General features: G+C 67.0%; 17 protein-coding genes. 9 read left to right on the top strand and 8 right to left on the bottom strand.

Annotated elements, in window-relative coordinates; all coding sequences use genetic code 11:
- Position 1 precedes the first annotated feature (1 nt).
- From AC10QF_RS05740 to AC10QF_RS05780, 9 genes are all read left to right on the top strand, one after another.
- Complete coding sequence (locus AC10QF_RS05740; protein ID WP_111096946.1) at positions 2 to 1,279, top strand: NAD(P)/FAD-dependent oxidoreductase; 1,278 nt, start codon at positions 2 to 4, stop codon at positions 1,277 to 1,279.
- The gene (locus tag AC10QF_RS05745; protein ID WP_111096947.1) at positions 1,276 to 2,043 is read left to right on the top strand and encodes a DUF1365 domain-containing protein; all 768 of its coding nucleotides are present in this window, start codon (positions 1,276 to 1,278) and stop codon (positions 2,041 to 2,043) included. The genes AC10QF_RS05740 and AC10QF_RS05745 overlap by 4 nt, the downstream gene beginning before the upstream one ends.
- Positions 2,040 to 3,299 carry an SAM-dependent methyltransferase gene (locus AC10QF_RS05750; RefSeq protein ID WP_049439626.1) on the top strand — a complete coding sequence of 420 codons (1,260 nt, stop codon included), beginning with the start codon at positions 2,040 to 2,042 and terminating at the stop codon, positions 3,297 to 3,299. The genes AC10QF_RS05745 and AC10QF_RS05750 overlap by 4 nt, the downstream gene beginning before the upstream one ends.
- A 1-nt stretch (position 3,300) precedes the next feature.
- A complete protein-coding gene (locus tag AC10QF_RS05755; RefSeq protein WP_049435456.1) occupies positions 3,301 to 3,846 on the top strand; it encodes a DUF2878 domain-containing protein in 546 nt (181 codons plus the stop codon).
- Positions 3,843 to 4,628 (top strand): DUF1295 domain-containing protein, encoded by a 786-nt coding sequence (locus tag AC10QF_RS05760; RefSeq protein WP_049439628.1) that lies wholly within the window; start codon positions 3,843 to 3,845, stop codon positions 4,626 to 4,628. The genes AC10QF_RS05755 and AC10QF_RS05760 overlap by 4 nt, the downstream gene beginning before the upstream one ends.
- Entirely contained in the window at positions 4,625 to 5,698 is a 1,074-nt protein-coding gene (locus tag AC10QF_RS05765; RefSeq protein ID WP_111096948.1) for an SAM-dependent methyltransferase, read from the top strand. Before AC10QF_RS05760 ends, AC10QF_RS05765 begins: the two co-directional genes overlap by 4 nt.
- Before the next feature lie 8 nt (positions 5,699 to 5,706).
- Positions 5,707 to 6,240 (top strand): lipocalin family protein, encoded by a 534-nt coding sequence (locus AC10QF_RS05770; RefSeq protein ID WP_049439632.1) that lies wholly within the window; start codon positions 5,707 to 5,709, stop codon positions 6,238 to 6,240.
- Positions 6,241 to 6,529: 289 nt separating this feature from the next.
- Positions 6,530 to 7,180: a response regulator transcription factor gene (locus AC10QF_RS05775; protein WP_240458981.1), complete on the top strand. Its 651-nt coding sequence runs from the start codon at positions 6,530 to 6,532 to the stop codon at positions 7,178 to 7,180.
- Positions 7,181 to 7,341: 161 nt separating this feature from the next.
- Entirely contained in the window at positions 7,342 to 9,546 is a 2,205-nt protein-coding gene (locus AC10QF_RS05780) for an ATP-binding protein (protein ID WP_240458983.1), read from the top strand.
- On the opposite strand, the gene AC10QF_RS05785 is transcribed toward AC10QF_RS05780, so the two are convergent.
- The 8 genes from AC10QF_RS05785 to AC10QF_RS05820 form a co-directional block, all read right to left on the bottom strand.
- Entirely contained in the window at positions 9,503 to 10,258 is a 756-nt protein-coding gene (locus AC10QF_RS05785) for a SapC family protein (RefSeq protein ID WP_099495647.1), read from the bottom strand. The two genes, AC10QF_RS05780 and AC10QF_RS05785, sit on opposite strands and share 44 nt — an antisense overlap.
- 110 nt (positions 10,259 to 10,368) lie before the next feature.
- Positions 10,369 to 10,641 (bottom strand): hypothetical protein, encoded by a 273-nt coding sequence (locus AC10QF_RS05790; RefSeq protein ID WP_005409616.1) that lies wholly within the window; start codon positions 10,639 to 10,641, stop codon positions 10,369 to 10,371.
- A gap of 203 nt (positions 10,642 to 10,844) precedes the next feature.
- The gene (gene fusA, locus AC10QF_RS05795; protein WP_099495648.1) at positions 10,845 to 12,881 is read right to left on the bottom strand and encodes an elongation factor G; all 2,037 of its coding nucleotides are present in this window, start codon (positions 12,879 to 12,881) and stop codon (positions 10,845 to 10,847) included.
- Positions 12,882 to 13,298: 417 nt separating this feature from the next.
- Entirely contained in the window at positions 13,299 to 14,048 is a 750-nt protein-coding gene (locus tag AC10QF_RS05800; RefSeq protein WP_049412825.1) for a hypothetical protein, read from the bottom strand.
- Positions 14,049 to 14,112: 64 nt separating this feature from the next.
- Entirely contained in the window at positions 14,113 to 14,874 is a 762-nt protein-coding gene (locus tag AC10QF_RS05805) for a heme ABC transporter ATP-binding protein (protein WP_164283646.1), read from the bottom strand.
- Positions 14,871 to 15,914 carry a FecCD family ABC transporter permease gene (locus tag AC10QF_RS05810; RefSeq protein WP_099485399.1) on the bottom strand — a complete coding sequence of 348 codons (1,044 nt, stop codon included), beginning with the start codon at positions 15,912 to 15,914 and terminating at the stop codon, positions 14,871 to 14,873. Before AC10QF_RS05810 ends, AC10QF_RS05805 begins: the two co-directional genes overlap by 4 nt.
- Positions 15,911 to 16,957: a heme/hemin ABC transporter substrate-binding protein gene (locus tag AC10QF_RS05815; protein WP_494541918.1), complete on the bottom strand. Its 1,047-nt coding sequence runs from the start codon at positions 16,955 to 16,957 to the stop codon at positions 15,911 to 15,913. Before AC10QF_RS05815 ends, AC10QF_RS05810 begins: the two co-directional genes overlap by 4 nt.
- A gap of 51 nt (positions 16,958 to 17,008) precedes the next feature.
- Positions 17,009 to 18,385, bottom strand: a complete 1,377-nt coding sequence (locus AC10QF_RS05820; RefSeq protein ID WP_447905910.1) for a YncE family protein — start codon at positions 18,383 to 18,385, stop codon at positions 17,009 to 17,011.
- Positions 18,386 to 18,446 lie beyond the last annotated feature (61 nt).

Consider the following 18,446-nt stretch of genomic DNA (forward strand, 5'->3'; position numbering starts at 1 on the left):
CATGCGCATCGCGATCATCGGCTCCGGCATTGCCGGCCTGGCCAGCGCCTGGTGGCTGGACGGCGAACACGAAGTGACGCTGTTCGAGGCCAACGATTACCTGGGCGGACATACCCACACCCATGACGTGCAGGTGGGCGGCATGCGCATGGCGGTGGATACCGGTTTCATCGTCTTCAATCCCCTGCACTACCCGCTGCTGACGGCACTGTTCGAAGAACTGGGTGTGGCCTCGCAGCCGACCACCATGAGCTTCTCCGTGCACAGCGAGCGCAGTGGCGTCGAGTACAACGCCACTTCGCTGGATGGCCTGTTCTGCCAACGTCGCAACCTGGTTTCGCCTCGCTTCTGGGGAATGCTGGCCGACCTGCGCCGGTTCTACCGGGATGCGCCGCTGCTGCTGGCGGAAGACGAAGGCCCGACACTGGGCCAGTACCTGCGCCGCCAGCGCTACGGCACCGCTTTCATCGAAGAGCACCTGCTGCCGATGGCTTCGGCACTATGGTCGTCGCCGACCGCCACGGTCATGCAGTTCCCGGCCCGCTACCTGGCCCAGTTCATGGCCAACCACCAGATGCTGCAGATGACCGGGCGCGCACCCTGGCGGGTAGTCAGCGGTGGCTCGGCACGCTATATCGATGCCCTTCGCGCCCGCTGGCGGGTGCGTGAGCGGCTGGAATGCCCGGTTCACTCGGTCGAACGCATGCCGTGGGGCGCGCGCGTGCACAGCGCGGCCGGCGTGGAGGGTTTCGACGAGGTCATCCTGGCGTGCCACAGCGACCAGGCACTAGCCCTGCTGCGTGACGCCGATCCGGTCGAACGCGAAGTGCTCGGCGCCATCCGCTACCAGCCCAACGAAGCAGTACTGCATACGGATGCATCGTTGCTGCCGCGCAACCGCAAGGCATGGGCTGCATGGAATGCACACGTGCCCAGGGATCCAGGCGCGCCCTGTACGGTCAGCTATTGCATGAACCTCCTGCAGGGCCTGCCCGGTGACACCCCGCTGGTCGTGACCCTCAACCGCAGCGAGGTGATCGATCCGGCCAAGGTGCTGCGCAGGCTGCACTATGCCCACCCGGTGCACGATCATGCCGCCATCCGCGCCCAGCAGCGCTGGGCGGAGCTGCAGGGCCGCCGCCACACCTGGTTCGCGGGCGCATACTGGGGCTGGGGCTTCCACGAAGACGGCATCCGCAGCGCCCGCCGCGTGGTGGACGCGATGCGCGAGTGCACCGCGCACCGTGACAGCGTTGCACCCGGCGAGGTGGCAGCGTGAGTGCCAGCGCACTCTACTTCGGGCAGGTGATGCACCGACGGCATCATCCGCAGCCCCACGCATTCCGCTATCCGATCGCGCAACTGCTGCTCGACCTGGACGAGCTGGAGACCGTGTTCGCCGGGCGCCGGCTGTGGTCGGTCAATCGCCGCAACCTGGCCGAGTTCCGCCGCAGCGACTACTTCGGCAATCCCGCACAACCGCTGGCCGATGCGGTGCGCGACCATGCCGCGGCTACCCTGGGCTATCGGCCTTCCGGCCCGGTACGCCTGCTCACCCATCTTCGCTTCGCCGGGCACGTATTCAACCCGGTCAGCTTCTACTACTGCTACCAGTCCGATGGCAGCACCCTGGACTGCATCGTCGCCGAGATCACCAATACGCCTTGGAAGGAACGGCACGCCTATGTGCTGCCAGTCGCCACGGCCACGCACGAAGGCACCTCGCTGCGCTGGCGGTTCGACAAGCGCTTCCATGTCTCGCCGTTCATGCCGATGGATTGCCACTACGACTGGCGGTTCAACCGCCCAGATGATGATCTGCGTGTGCACATGCAGGTCTGGCGCCAAGGCGTTCGCCAGTTTGATGCCACCCAGGCCATGCGGCGACACGCCCTGGATGGCCGCGGGCTGGCCCGGGTCCTGGCCTGCTATCCCTTGATGACCATGCAGGTGATGGCCGCCATCCACTGGCACGCGCTGCGGCTGTGGCTGAAACGCAACCCCGTGCATGACCACCCTGCCCTTGCCGAGAAACCGCGATGAACTCGATGACTCCCCTGGTCGCCCTGCCGCGTCCCGGCGCCTTGGATGCCTTCCTGCGCCGCCGCCTGCTGCAACAGCTTGCCCCCATGCGCGACGGCCGCCTGTGCGTGCGTGATGCACTCGGCGAGGTCTGGCTGGGCGAAGCCCATGGCGAACTGCATGTGACCGTCACCATCGATGACCCGGCGTTCTACCGCAAGGTTGCAGCGCAGGGCAGCGTGGGCGCAGGTGAAAGCTACATACAGGGCGAATGGCACTGCGATGATCTGGTGGCACTGATCCGGCTGCTGGTGCGCAATCGCGACCTGCTCGACGGCATGGAACGTGGCCCGGCCCGCGTGGGCGGCTGGCTGTTGAGGGGCTGGAACCGCCTGCGCCGCAACAGCCGCGAGGGCAGTCGCCGCAACATTGCCGCGCACTACGACCTTGGCAACGATTTCTTTGCCCTGTTCCTGTCGCCGGACCTGATGTATTCCTCAGCCCTGTTCGACACAGAAGACGAGTCGCTGGAATCCGCCTCCCGGCGCAAGCTGGACCGCATCTGCCAGCAGCTCCAGCTCAGGCCGGGCGATCGCGTGGTGGAGATCGGCACCGGCTGGGGTGGTTTTGCGCTGCACGCCGCGCAGCACTACGGCTGCCACGTCACCACCACCACCATCTCCGCCGAGCAGCACGCGCTGGCTGCCCAGCGCGTGCAGGCAGCCGGCCTGCAGGACCAGGTCACGCTGCTGATGCAGGACTACCGCGACCTGCAGGGCCGGTTCGACAAGCTGGTGTCGATCGAGATGATCGAAGCCATCGGCGCGGAATACCTGGACACCTACATGGCCACGCTGCAGCGCCTGCTCAAGCCTGATGGCGTTGCCCTGCTGCAGGCCATCACCATCGAGGACCATCGCTACGAGCAGGCCCGGCGCAGCGTCGACTACATCAAGCGCTATGTGTTCCCCGGCAGCTTCATTCCGTCGATCAACGCGATCATGGCCGCCAAGACGCGGTCCAGCGACCTGCAGCTGATCGCCCAGCAGGACTTCGGCCACTCCTACGCGCTGACCCTGCGCGCCTGGCGTCAGCGCTTCCTCGCCCGGTTGCCCGACGTGCAGGCACAGGGCTTCGATACGCGCTTCTGCCGCCTGTGGGAGTTCTACCTGGCCTACTGCGAGGGCGGCTTCCTGGAGCGCTCGATCGGGGTCTCCCATCTGCTGATGGCGCGCCCGGGGCATCGCCCGCGCGCCTCATCGGGCCAAGGCAGCTGAGATGCGCAGGTTCTGGTCCAATCTGCTTGGCAACCAGCTCGTCTGGCTGTGCGCCGTGGCCGGTGCCGGGCGCGGCTGGCAGTGGCCGGCGTTGCTGGCTGCCTCCCTCTACATCGGCAGCCAGCTGCTGACGTCGCCGCAACCACGGCTGGACCTTCGGTTGATGGTGTTGGCACTGGCCTGCGCATGGCTGGTCGATGCCAGTGCCGCCGCCAGCGGCACCGTGCGCTACGCCGCCGCCCCGCTGGGCTGGGTGCCGCCACCCTGGATCATGGCGCTGTGGGCCGCGTTCGCGATGACGCTGACCACCTCGATGCGTTTCCTGCTGCGCCACCCTGCCTTGCCGGCCCTGTTCGGCCTGCTGTTGGCACCGCTGGCCTATCTCTCCGCAGCGCGCGGTTTCGATGCGGTCGGTTTCGCCGCACCCACGTGGCAGGGCCTGCTGGTGCTGGGCGCGGGCTGGAGCATCGCGCTTTCGCTGCTGTGCGTCACCGCGCGTCGCGGCTCTCGCACCGCCCCGCCCTCCCTGGCCGGAGCATCATCATGATCAATCTGCTGTGGGTACTGCTGTATGCCGTGCTGGTGATGAGCTGGGGCTGGGCCTGGCAGCGCCGCCACCAGAACATCGGCGTTGTCGACGTGCTCTGGGCCAAGGGCGTGGGTGCCTCGGCCCTGCTGCTGGCGCTGCTTGGCGATGGCGCGATGTTGCCCCGGGTTGCGCTGGGCCTGCTCGGCGGCCTGTGGGGCAGCCGGTTGGCGCTGCACCTGTGGCGCCGGGTCCGTAGCGAACCCGAAGACGGGCGCTACCGTTATCTGCGCGAACACTGGCAGAGCCACCAGGGCAAGATCTTCGGCTTCTTCATGGCGCAGGCGCTGCTGGTCGTGCTGTTCGCCCTGCCCTTCGCTGCGGTGGCAGCCAATTCCCACGCTGGCCTGACACCGTGGACAGTCGCCGCAGCACTGGCCTGGCTGCTGAGCGTCGGCGGCGAGAGCCTGGCCGACCGCCAACTCGCACGTTTCCGCGCCGACCCGGCGAACAAGGGCCGCACTTGCCGCGAGGGACTCTGGCGTTATTCACGCCACCCCAACTACTTCTTCGAGTGGCTGCACTGGTTCACTTATGTGCTGCTTGCCGTCGGTTCCCCCCTGTGGTGGCTGGCGTGGGCCGGGCCGCTGCTGATGTATCTGTTCCTGCGCTATCTCAGCGGCATCCCCTTCACCGAGAAGCAGGCGTTGCGCAGCCGCGGCGACGACTACCGTGCCTACCAGCGCAGCACGCCGATGTTCTTTCCCTGGTTACCCCGTTCTTCCAAGGAGCATTCCGCATGAGCGCGATCCCGTCACTGAGTATGGCCGAAGATGCGGAAACCGGGCTGATCGCCTGGGCTGAGCGCGGGCTGGTTCCCGATGCGGCGCTGCGTGCCGGCATCCGGCGCCTGTGCGCGCAACGCCTGCACGAGGAATCGGCGGGAGGTATCGAGGCACAGTCCGCACGCTTCAGCCGTCGCATCGCAGAACTGACCGACAGTCCGCTCGCATTGCATACCGACGCAGCCAACCGCCAGCACTACGAAGTTCCCGCGGCATTCTTCCAGGCCTGCCTGGGCAAGCGGCTGAAGTACAGCAGCTGCTACTACCCCACCGGGCGCGAAACGCTGGACCAGGCCGAGGAGGCGATGCTGGAACTGTATGGCCAGCGCGCCGGACTTGCCGACGGCCAGCAGATTCTTGAACTGGGCTGTGGCTGGGGTTCGCTGACGCTGTGGATGGCCGAACGCTATCGGCAGGCCAACATCACTGCGGTGTCCAACTCGCACAGCCAGCGCCAGCACATCATGGCGCAATGCCAGGCCAGGGGCCTGCACAACGTCGAGGTGCTGACCCGCGACGTCAACCAGCTTGAGCTGCCCACGGCACGCTTCGATCGCTGTGTCTCGGTGGAAATGCTCGAGCATGTGCGCAACTACGAGCGCCTGCTGGCGCGCATCGGCCAGTGGCTGAAGCCCGACGGTGCGCTGTTCGTGCACATCTTCGCCCATCGCACGTTGATGTACCCGTTCGAGACCGAGGGCGGCGACAACTGGATGGGGCGCCACTTCTTCACCGGCGGGCTGATGCCGGCAGCTGACACCCTGCTGCATTTCCAGCGCGACCTGCGACTCGATCAGCGCTGGCTGCTGGACGGCACCCACTACCAGCGCACCGCCGACCATTGGCTGGCCAACCAGGATGCGGCCCGCGAGGCGGTGATGCCGGTATTGGTCGCAACCTACGGTCAGGCGGCGGCGAAGATCTGGTGGCAGCGCTGGCGGATGTTCTGGATGGCCTGTGCCGAGCTGTTCGGCTACGACGACGGCCAGCAATGGCTGGTTGCCCACTACCTGTTCCGTCCCCGTTGAGGTGTGACATGCGCATGCGCTCCCTGCTTCCCCTGCTGGCCTTGAGCCTGTTCGGTTCCGGCTGCAGCTCCAGCGATACCCGCCCCCTGCCCCGCCCGCCCTCGGTGGACGTGCCGCGCTTCATGGGCGACTGGTATGTGATCGCCCACATCCCCTCGTGGCCGGAGCGCGAGGCCTTCGACGCGGTGGAGAGCTATGCACTGCGGCCGGACGGGCGCATCCAGACGACCTTCACCTATCGCAAGGGCAGTTTCGACGCCCCGCAGAAGTCGATGCACCCGGTTGGACGGGTCGAGAAGAACGGCAATGGCGCGATCTGGGGCATGCAGTTCATCTGGCCGATCCAGGCCGAGTATGTGATTGCCTGGCTGGACGACGACTATGGCCAGACCATCGTCGCACGCAGCAAGCGCGACTATGTCTGGTACATGGCGCGTACCCCGCACGTATCCGACAGCGACTACCAGGGCGCCGTGCAGCGCATCGCGGCCATGGGCTACGACACCGCAAAGCTGAGGCGCGTACCGCAGTCGGTGCGATAGATCGCGCAACCGCCCGCTGCTCGGCTCGCGGGTGACCGGGCACTTCGGCGTGACGCGTTACATTACTCCCCTCTCGAAGGGTGCCGGCAGCCCTGCAACCCAGGCCACCTGTACCCAGCGAGAGCGCGCCAGGACACTGCGTCCCGGCGGCTTTCAACCCGACAATACGTCCAGCCCATGGATCAGCTCTTATCGATGGAGATCATCCATCGATCTTTAGGAATAGTCGTAAAAACGCAACAAATTCGATGTTCGACGCGACAGCGGCGCCAGAATGGCGGCCACGCCCATGGGCGCTGATCACCTCCCGCGCATGAATGGATTTCCTGCACCGCGCCGGCTTCGCCTGGCGCTCCTGGACGATCATGAAGTCGTCCGTCGCGGCACCGCCCTGCACCTGTCAGGCGATCTCCGGTTCGACATCGTCGCCAGCCATGGTTGCAGCGGTGCGCTGATCGACAGCCTGCACCGCATGCCCGTGGATGTGGCCATCATCGATCTCACGCTCGCCCGTGGCGACCTGGGCGGTATTGAGCTGGTTACGCTGCTCTGCCGCGAATTCCCTCGCACGCCAATGCTGGCCTTCGCGACACTCTCTCCCACCACGAATCTCAACAGCCTGATCGATGCCGGACTCAGTGGATTCGTCAATAAGGCCGAACCCCTTGCGGCATTGTCCGACGCCATCGTGCGCGTCTTCCAGGGCCTGATCCGGGTTCCGCCGGACGTCAGGCTGGCCGGTGATCGTGGCGAGCTCAGCCGCAACGAGCGGGAGGTGCTGGAGCTGCTGCTGGAAGGCCTGACCGTATCGGAGATCGCGCTGCGCCGGCACCGCAGCATCAAGACCGTCAGCACACAGAAGGGCGCGGTGCTGCGCAAGCTGGGATTGCGCAGCGATGTGGAGATCTATGCGCTGCGTGAACGGCTGGAGTCGCCGTGAGGCGCCACGCGCCATTGCGCCCGTGCCTGCTGCTCCTGGGGTTGCTGGTACTGCTTCTCCTTCCCGCCGCGTCGGCGGAAGATATCCGGTCACCACGCTGGCCGCCGGGCAGCAGCGTACGGGTCTCCACCGCCCCGTCCCTACGCCCCGTGCCCGCGGCGATGGCCGATCCGTCATCACCGCCGACGCTCGCCCATGGCTACGCCAACCTGGTGGCGCGTCACGCCCAACTCAGCTTCCTGGAACAGCCCTACCCGACGACCGTCGCATCAATCCTCGCTGTGTGCCATCACGAGGCCGACCTGGTCATGGTGTTTGGCGGCGCGAGACACCAGAAGCTGCCCTGCCCCGACCTTGCAGCGTCCAGCCGATTCCGGGGTGGCGCCACCCTGCTGGCAGGGCGCGCCGGCGAATGGCTGCCACGGGAGATACGCGAGCTCGACGGCCGGGTCGTGGCCGTCGTTGAAGGCGGGCCCTACGCCGGCTGGCTGCGCGCGCATCATCCTCAGATCAGGCTGCAGCAGCTGCCTGATCGGTACGCCGCATTGGCGGCAGTCCAATCCGGCGTGGCCGACGTGGCGATTGGCCTGGAATCCACGCTGCGCCCGCTGGTTCGACGCCATTTCAACGGCAGCCTGCGCCTGCAGCCATTCGACAGCGACTTCTCCACCGACCTCTACCTGCTCGTCCGCCGGGAAGACCAGCAGCTGCTTGAACGCATCGGACAGGCGTTGCGGGAGATCACGCTGGAGGAGCATGCAAGCCTGCTCCACCTGTGGGCAGGCCAGACCCTGCCGGCGGCGGCGGGAAACGCACTGGACTGGATGCAGGCCTCGCCCCCGCGCGGCTGGCTGCTACTGGCCCCTCTGCTGGTCGCCCTGCTGCTGTGGCCCCTGACCCGTCACCTGCGGGTACGGGGCGACCGTCGCAGCGCGCAGGCCATCGGGATGATCAGTCACGAGATGCGCAATTCGGCACAGGCCGTACTGGCCTCGATCGAGCTGCTTGGACAATCGACACTGCCGAAAGGCGAGCGCGATCTGCTCGCCGCTGCCAGCAGCGCCAGCCAATCCCTGCGCGGCCTGTTGAATCGTGCACTGGACTTTTCGCGCCTCGCCAGCGGCGCTTTCAGGCCGCATGCACAAGCCTGTGATGCGACCCGGCTTTGCCGGCAGGCACTGGAGGCCATTCGGCCACAGGCGCAACAGAAAGGCCTGCAGCTGCATCTTGACGCCCCGACCGAACCTTCTCCGATCATTCTGGTGGACATTGATGCGCTGCGCCAGATTGCCAGCAATCTGCTGGCCAATGCGGTGAAGTTCAGTGATATCGGCGGCATCGAGCTGCGCCTGCGGCTGCTTCCAGCAGCGCGGCCGCAAGAGCTGCTGCTGGAGGTGATCGACAGCGGGATCGGGATCGCGCCAGCACAGGTAGCCGAACTGTTCCAGCCTTTCCGTCAAGGCAGCGGTGGGCATCAGCGTGGCGGTAGTGGCCTCGGGCTTTCCATCGCACGCGAGCTGGCACGTGCGATGGGGGGCGATCTGACCGTGCACAGCGTCCTCGGTCGCGGCAGCCGCTTCATCCTGCGCCTGCCGGTGTGCGCAGCTGACTCTGCCGAGAGTGTCCGGGACATGCCCGTGGAGGGCACGCCGCTGGCCGGGCTGCAACTGCTGCTGGTGGAGGACCACGCACTCAGTCGCCACGTCATTGCCGAACAGTTGCGGCGCTGGGGCGCCGAGGTATGTGCCCTGGAAGACGCGGCCAGCGCGCTGGCCGAACAGATACGCCACCCCCGCCCTGCCGTGCTGATCGACATTGGGCTGCGTGGCATCGATGGCTACGCACTGGCACGCGAACTGCGCGCCCGTGGCGGGCATCCGGCCCGCCTGATCGCCTTGTCTGCCCGCACCGGGCGACGTCACCACGCGCGTTGCCGCCGCTCGGGTTTCGACGCGGTGCTGGCCAAGCCGCTGCGCGCCGCCGAACTGCTCGCCGCGCTGGGCATTCCGGCGCCGCAGAGCCCGGACGCGCTTGAGCAGGCGACTGAAATGGACGCGGCCTACAGCGCCGACATCTGCGATGAACTCAGCAGGATCGAGCGGATCGTCGATCACGCAGACGCATCGGCGCTCGGTCATCACGCGCACCGATTGCAGGGCGCGCTACAGATGCTGGGTCAACGCGAGCACGCCGCCATCGCGGCCGAGCTGGTCGATCTGGCGCAGGACGCCACGCCGGACTGGGCCGACGCACGTCGCCTGCTGGGTGTACTGCAGGCCGGACAGGGCGCCCGCGCTGCGGGAACCCTGCCCAACCCCTTGATCACGCGGCCAGACGCTCGACCTGGCGACGGGTCAGGTCATTGAAGCGACCCAGCGACATCAGGTGCTGGTGGATCAGTGCCAGCCAGCCACTGCGGTGCCACTCGACCACGGTTGCTTCCGGCAGCGCGACGAACTTCTCGACGTCCACGACCAGGAAGCCGTTGAGGTTGAACTCCCGGCCATCCGGGGTGCGCACGGTGGCATTGCGCTCGACCAGCAGGCCGTTGTCGACCAGGGCCTTGGAGAAGGCCTGGGTCTGTTCGTGTTCGCGGGTGTACTGGCCGCAGAATTCCAGGGCCTGCTGCACCATCTCGGTGGCCTTGCCGTCAACGAACAGCGGCTGGCCTTCCTCGCCCCCCTTGACCACGCGCGGGCTCTCTTCGTCGATGCCCAGCAGGAAATCATTCTCCGCGCCGGTGTCGATGAAGATGAAGGGGTGGCGGCGCAGGTAGGCGGGAATGTAGGCCTCGTCTTCCCACAGGCCATCCTTGATGAACAGGTTCTGGTCGGACACGCCCACGGCAGCCATCGGAACCGCGCTCGGGCCGGCAAACAGGATCGGGAAGTGGTGCAGGGCCAGCGAGAACTCGCCCAGCACCAGCGGAATGGCATTGTTGCCGGCGGCGAACTCCAGCCTGCCCGGCAGGATGCGCAGATCGGCATGCACATCGGCCTGCAGCGGCACCGGGCGGGTATAGAACAGGGGGGCGCCGCTCGGCGCCGCTTCGGTGGTGGTGTCGCTGGTGGTGGTCATGTTGGGAACCGTTCGATCATGCGCGCCTGCCATCCCGGGCACGCCAGCGGGAACAACCTGAATCCCGCATTATCAACAAGCTCGATGACAACGGCCACCCCACCGGCGAACTATTTCAGCTGCAGGGGGTAGCGCTGCCAGAGTACGTGGACCAGGAAACCGGCCAGCTCGGTATCGCGGGCACTGACCGCCGCACGGATCTTGTCCAGCAGCACCATGTCGCTGCAGGAACGCACGTCGGCATGGTTGGCCTGCCCCGCCCTGCGCGCACGATAGCGCGCCGCCCGCTGCGCATCGCTCATCGCGTACCCGAACTTGGGCGGACGACCGCGCTTGCGCGGCAGGGTCAGCTCCAGGGTTCCGGGGTCTTTGTCATCACGCATGAGAGGGGTGCGGGCGGCGGCGAGCAACGGGGGGTGCGCAATTTATCGTGAGGCATCACTTTAATCCAGCTTTTTCTACAGATTTGTTGCGGCGCAATGCAAACGTTCGCGCACGAACGCGGTGTCATCCACGCATGGCGTGGATACGGGACCCACGGCAATGCGAAAAAAGGGAGCCCGCGAACGGGCTCCCCTCACATTGCCTATGCCGCGCGTACTGGCTCATAGCCGTGCAGGTGCGCCTCACTGCTGGCCCGCCCCTGGCTGAGCGAACGCAGCGAGGTGGTGTAACCCACCAGCTGCGCCAGTGGCGCGAAGCCACTGACCTCGGCACGACCGTCCTGGTCCTCGATGCGGGCGATGCGGCCATGGCGCCGGTTGAGGTCGCCGACCACATCACCCACCGACGCCGAAGGCGAATGCACCGTCACCGCCATCACCGGCTCCAGCAGCTGCGTGCCACCCTCGGCCAGCGCCGCCTTGATCGCCTCGGCGCCTGCGCGATGGAACGCCATCTCCGAAGAGTCCTTGGCATGGGTCTGGCCATCGACAAGACTGACCTCGATGCCGACCACCGGATGACCCTGCGGACCTTCCGACAGTGCAGCACGCACGCCCTTTTCCACCGCCGCGATGAAGCTGCGCGGCACCACGCCACCGACGATGCGGTCGTTGAACACGACAAGGTCGTCGTCGCGCGGCGCCACATCCAGCACCACGTGCGCGAACTGGCCCTGGCCTCCGGTCTGCTTGACCAGCCGCCCGACGACGCCCGTCATCGCGCGCATCGGCGTCTCCTGGTAGGCCACGCGCGGCGCACCTACGGCCACGTCGACCTTCCATTCGCTGCGCAGGCGCTCGACCATCACCTCCAGGTGCAGCTCGCCCATGCCCCAGACCAGGGTCTCCGCCGTGTCGCGATCGGTCTCGACGCGGAACGACGGATCCTCCTGGGCCAGGCTGGCCAAACCCTGTGCCATCCGGATCAGGTCGGCCGCACGCGCCGGTTCCAACCGCCACGCCAGCACCGGTGCCTGTGCCTGGATGTTCTCCAGGCGCAGCGGCTGCTCACGACCGCTCAGCGTTTCACCACTGACCGCATCCTTCCAGCCCAGTACCGCGACGATGTCACCGGCCACGGCCTGCTCGATGTCATGGGTCTGGTCGGCCTGCACCCGCACCAGACGACTGACACGCCGACCCTGCGGATGCTGCGAACTGGCCACCGCATCACCCACCTTCAAGGTGCCCGAATACAGCCGCACGAAGCTCAGCGCGCCGTGCTGCTGGTGGGTGATCTTGAACAGCAGACCGGCCAGCGGACCGTCCGGATCCGGCGGCAGCACCACCTCGCCCTCATCGCTTTCGGCACTGACAGCCGGGCGATCCAGCGGCGACGGCAGGTAATCGACCACCGCGTCGAGCAGCGTTTCGATGCCCTTGTCCTTGAACGCAGCACCGGCCAGCACGGGCACGCCCGCACCCGCCAGCGTCGCCCGGCGGATCGCCGCGCGCAGCTGCCCGGCATCGATCACGCGACCTTCCAGCCAGGCATCGGCCAGTTGCTCATCGTGATCGGCCACGGCCTCGACCAGCGCATCGCGCTGGGCTTGCCACTGGGCCCGTGCCGCTTCGTCCCAAGGGATCACCGTGGTTGCGGCGCCCTCCTGCCACTGCAGCACGCGCTCATCGACCAGATCGACCCAGCCGTGGAAGCCGCTTTCGCTGCCCAACGGCACGCCCAGCGCCCACGGCCGCGCGCGCAGCTTGTCCTGCAGCTGCTCCAGCACGCGCTCGAATGAAGCGCCGACGCGGTCCATCTTGTTGACGAAAGCGATCAACGGCACGCGGTGGCGACGCGCCTGGCGCCACACGGTTTCGGACTGCGGCTGCACGCCATCCACGGCCGAGAACACGGCCACAGCACCGTCAAGCACGCGCAGTGAACGCTCGACTTCGATCGCGAAGTCGATGTGGCCGGGGGTGTCGATCAGGGTCAGCCGATGCGGCGGCAGGTCGCGCGGCGCCCACTGCGCCTGCACGGCAGCCGCGCCAATGGTGATGCCACGTTCGCGCTCGATCGCCGAGAAGTCGGTCGTCGCATTGCCATCGTGCACTTCGCCGACGCGATGGATTTCGCCGCTTTTCCACAGCAGTCGTTCGGTCAGCGTGGTCTTGCCGGCGTCGATGTGGGCAATGATGCCAAGGTTGCGACGGCGGGAAAGGACTTGGGTGTTCATGAGAAAGGTTCCTGCAAAGCCAACTTCGGGGGCCGCGCACCCCGGTTGGCGACAGGGTGCGCGGCTAGCGTTCGGTCTCGGCGATCTGGTGCATGGCACGTTCTCCTTGCGGTACGTCGGGTCAGGGGAAATGGAACTGCAGAAACGAAAAGAGCGCCCCGAAGGGCGCTCTGTGGATCATCCAGCGATAGCCGCTTCAGCGGCTCCGTGGGGCTCCAGGCAGACACGCCCGTTCCGCGCTTGCGCGGGTCAGGGTGAAAAACTTCAGGAGCGGCATCCGGTTCATGGGGCGCATTCTAGACCTGCCAATCTGGCGCGCAAGTGAATATTGCAAACATAAATGGAACGATGAAGCCGACAATGATCGGGGTCAGATCCCTTTGCCCCTGGGCAAAGCGATCTGACCCCTCTCAGCCTCTACTTGCAGCCGTGCAGCCTGCGCGCCTCGGCCACCGTTGCGGCCTGGTCATCCCCCATCGACATCCACCCCTGCAACGACATCGCCGGATCCACCTGTGCCTGTCGGGGGCCGCCATGAATCACAACCTCGATCCAGCTCCCCACCGGCGCCAACTCAGCCAGGCGCGCCGCCTGATCCTCCTCGGTGCTGAATGTGTCGTCCGGACCCGCCGGCGGCGTGGTGTTCACGGTTTCCGTCTTGCGGGTTCGGACCCGAAGTGCACCATCCGGCAGCCGCTGACTGATCACGTCGTAGCGCTCGATACCGTATGCCCAGCTGTTCTCGCCAACCCTGCGGGTCTCGCTGCCGTCATCCGCCACGGTCACCACCTCGCCTGCCGGCCCGACAACACCCGCGACAGCCCCCAAGCCGGACATCAGTGCCTGATAGACGATCATCTGCCGCTGCTCGGTGGCCAGCGCTCCGGCCTTGAGCTTGGCGGCAGGAATCTGCAGGTATGCGGCCTCCTTGCAAAGCACCAGCACCTGCTGGTCATCCCAACTCACGGACATTTCCTCGTTGGCGAAGTACTGCGTTTTCATCGAGGCCACAGCGGCCCCCTCGCCACTGGAATGCCGGGTTTCGATCAGCGAGGCATTCTCGGCCGCGTTGGTCAGCGAAACCTGGGAGGTCGAGGCTGCATTGGCAGCGCACACCGAAGCAATCATCGCGGCAAGCAGCACGCTGCGGGTAACGGTGCGGAACATGGCATCAGTCCATTGAAGAAAACGAAGCCGCCATGATACCCGGAGCAACCTGGCGGACCTTCGCTCAGGTCACCACCACCAGCGGAACCCCGCGCCGCGGATGCTCCAGCACCACCACATCCTGCTGGTAGACCCGCCGCAGGTTGTCTTCGGTGAGCACCTGCAGCGGCGTGCCATCGGCCGCCACCCTGCCCTGCTCCAGCAGCACGATGCGGTCGGCATAGCCCGCGGCCAGATTGAGGTCGTGCAGGACCACGATCACGCACGCACCGGCTTCGGCACACGCACGCACACTGCGCAGCGTGCGCTCCTGATGGCGCAGATCCAGCGCCGCGGTCGGTTCATCAAGCAACAGAAGCGGCGTGTCCTGCGCCAGCACGCGCGCGAACGTGGTCCGGGCGGCCTCACCACCAGACAGCTGCTGCACCTCGCGCAGGCGCAACGCCTGCAGTTCAGCGGCATCGATGGCCGCCTCCACCCGGGCATCGTCCGTGACCGGGTCCGGCGGATGCGGCAATCGCCCCATCGCCACCACCTCTTCGACGCTGAAGGCAAAACGCACGCCGTGCTCCTGCGGCATCACCGCGCGCTCGCGCGCCAGCGGCCCCGCCTTGTAGCTGGCCAGCGGCCTGCCCAACAGGCTCACCTCGCCCGCATCGGCGCGCAGGTCGCCGGCCGCGACCGCCAACAGCGTGGACTTGCCCGCACCGTTCGGGCCCACCAGTGCGGTCACCGTACCCGGTTCGAACGCCAGCGAAATGCCGTACAGGATCTCGCGTTGCTGGCGGCGCACCACCACATCGTGCAGCTTCAACAGCACACTCATGGCACCGCCTTGCGGCGCTGCTGCAGCACCAGCCAGAGGAAGAACGGCGCACCCAGCGCGGCCGAGAACAGGCCCAGCGGAATCTCCGCCGGCGGATCCAGCGTGCGTGCGGCGGTATCCGCCACCACGATCAGCAGTGCACCCAGCAGGCCGGACAACGGCAGCAACCAGCGATGGCCGGGGCCCACCAGCAGGCGCGCCACGTGCGGCACCACCAGGCCGACGAAGCTGATCGAGCCCGCAAACGCCACCGCCGCCCCGACCAGCAGCGCGCTGAACGCCACCAGTCGACGGCGCGTGCGGGTCACATCCAGTCCCAGATGCTGGGCCTGGCGCTCGCCCAGCGCCAGCATGTCCAGCGGCGTTGCCAACCGTTGCAGTGCCAGCACACCGATGGCAAACAGCGGTGCCACGGCGGCCACGTCGGCCCAGTTGGCACGGGCCAGCGAGCCCATCTGCCAGAACACCAGCGACTGCAGCTCGCTTTCGCTGGCAATGTAAGTGAGGAAACCAATCAGCGCCGAGCAGAACGCGGCCATCGCGATGCCGACCAGCAGCAGCGTCGCATTGCCACTGCCCTTGCCCGGCCGCGCCAGCGCATAGGTCAGGCCGATGGCCAGGGCACCACCGACGAAGGCGGCAACCGGCACCAGCCAACCGGCGGCACCTGCAGCGCCGAGAACAATGGCAGCCACTGCACCCAGCGCAGCACCCTGGCTGACACCGACGATGCCGGGGTCGGCCAGCGGATTGCCGAACAGGCCCTGCAGACTGGCACCGGCCATCGCCAGCGACGCACCGACCATCGCGCCCAACAGGGCACGCGGAATGCGCAGCTGCCAGACCACCGCCAGATCGCGGTTGCTGACCGCCTGCGGATCAAGCAGGCCCAGCTTCACCGCCAGCGCCTGCATCACCTCCAGCGGCGGCAACCGCAACGGACCTACGGCGAACGACGCCAGCACGGCCCCCAGCAGGGCCAGCAACGCCACCATCAACATCGTCCGCCCACGACGGCGGCGCCGATCCGCTGGACTCATGCCTTCGGCATCGCGGCGAAAGCCTCGGCAAGGGCCAGTGCACCCGCACCGGAGCCCACGCTGGTGTACTTCAGCTGCACATCCGGCATCACCCAGACCCGATTGGCCTGCCCGGCCGGGGTCTGCTTCAGCGTCGGGTACGCCTTCCACAGGCCTTCGGCGCCGCCGAACAGCTGCAGGTCGTGCTCAGTCACCAGGATCACTTCCGGTGCCGCGGCGACCACGCCTTCATTGCTCAGCTGCGAGTAGTTCTTCACCCCCGCCTCGGTGCCGATGTTGATGCCGCCCGCCAGTGCGATCAGCTGCGCCGACGCACTGTCGGCACCGGCGACGGTCGGAGAGCCACCGGCACCGGTGGCCGAGACGTGGATCACTCGTGGTGCATGGCCCAGGCCCTTGCCAATCGCTGCAGCCTCGTCGAGCTGACGCTGCACCTGCGTGGCAAGTACCTGCCCTGCTTCGGCCAGCCCTAGTGAAGCAGCGACCTTGCGCACCTTGTCAGGTGCCGGCTGCAGGTCATCAATGACCACCGCCGGCTCACCGACTTCGCGCAGCTTCTTTGCCAGCTCGGTGTGGCGACGCAGGCTGTTGCCGAGGAACAGCGAGCCCTGCAGGCTCAGCACACCCTCCACGCCCGTGGTCCGGTTGAACAGGAACTGGTGCGGGGCAGCCAGGCCGGCCTGGGTGGTGGTGTTGGTTGGCGCAGCGAATACCTGCTTGCCCAGTCCCAGCGCCTCGATCACCGCGATGACGTCGTCACCACCGGCAATGATCCGGCTGGTGTCGGACACTTCAATGTCAGCGCCATCGTCGGAATGCACCTTGGCCGGGAGCACCGCCTTCTGGCCGTGCACGGTCGGCATTTCGGCACCTGCCACGCGCTGCCACCCTTCCGGCAACGCCGTTTCCGCAGCGGCCGTTGCGGCGGGCGGCTCGGCGGCCTTGTGGCCATCCGACGGCGTTGACGAGCCACTGCAGGCAGACAGCGCCAGCGAAACAGCCAACGGAAGCGCACACAGGCGCAGACGGGACGCGATGTTCATGCTCGTTCTCCTTGCTGGCAGGGCGACGCGCACGCCGCCCCACCGTGTGACTTACTGCTTCGGGGTGATGCGGGTGATGCGGTCACCCTTCGGATCCTCGGCGCCGCGCGACTTGTTCACCGCGAACACGTTGCCCTTGCCATCGGCGCGGACGTGGTTCGGCAGCGTGCCGCCATCAAGATTGGCGACCACCTTGCCGTCACCATTCACCACGGTGACCGTGCCAGCGCCACGGTTGCTGACGTAGGCCAGGCCGGAGGCATCATCGAAGGCGACGTTCAGCGCACCGGCGCCGACCGGCACGTCGTGCAGCACCTTGCCGGCGGCCACATCGACGATCAGCAGGTTGTCGGTGCCCTGCGAGGCCACGTACAGGCGGTTGCGCGCCGCGTCGAAGGCCACGCCCGAGGCGCTGATCGCGTTGCCCAGGTCGATGACCTTCTCGACCTTGCCGCTGGCCACATCGATCACCGCCGCTTCCGGGGTGCCGATGCTGACGGTGAACAGCTTGCCAGCCTTTTCGTCCAGCACCAGGCTCATAGGGGTGAACTTGCCGTCATCCACGCCGGACTCCAGCGTCACCGGCGGCAGTTCCTCGAAGGTCCGGGCGTCAAACACCGACAGGTGGTCCTCGCCAGTGGCCGACGCGAACACCTTGCCACGGGCGCCGTCGACCACCACGTCGCGCGCATGTGGCACGGTGTCGACGGGGAACTGGTGGACCAGCGAGAGGTCCTTCTGGCGGTAGACCGCGATCGAGTTCTGCCGGGTATTGGTGACCCAGACATTACCGTTGGTGTCATCCACGCCGACGCCGTAGACCGCGTACACCGCGCCGTTGGTGCTGCCCGGCACCTGCGCCGGGGTGATCGCCCTGGTCACCTTCAGCGACGTCGGGTCCAGCTTCAGCAGCTGCGACTGGGTCACCGGCGGGCGACCCACCGCCGAGGTCACGAATACTGCATTGCTGGCAGCACTGTAGGCGGACTGGTACAGGCCCGGCACCAGCTTGTTGGACTGGGTGGCGAACTGCGCCTGGCCGGACAGCGGCAGCTGCGGCGACACGCGCAGCTTCAGCACCGTGGCTGCAGCCGGCTGGCTGGCGCGCACCACCACCGGGTGGGTGCCCGGCACCGCATCGGCCGGAATGCTCAGCTGGGTCCTGAAGTTGCCGTCGGCATCGACCACCAGCGGCTGCGTGTTGAGCACGCTGTCGCCACGCAGCAGGCTGACCTTCTGGCCCGGCACAAAGCCACGACCAACCACGTCGGCAGTGCTGCCGGGAACCACGTTCTCACCGCGCGAGACAACCTCACCCTTGAAGGTGGCGTTGACCGGCTGATCGAACACCGGCTGGGCGGTGGCGGTCACCGCCAGCAGCAGGCCGGCGGCGAGAGAGGTAAGGCGGAAAGACGGACGGAACGACATGGCAGGCTCCTTGCACACGTAGGCCGCGCCACGTGGCGCGGGAGTCATCGGTTGCCTGGGC

This window comes from Stenotrophomonas maltophilia complex sp. Om-AH-Sm3, from assembly GCF_059337855.1.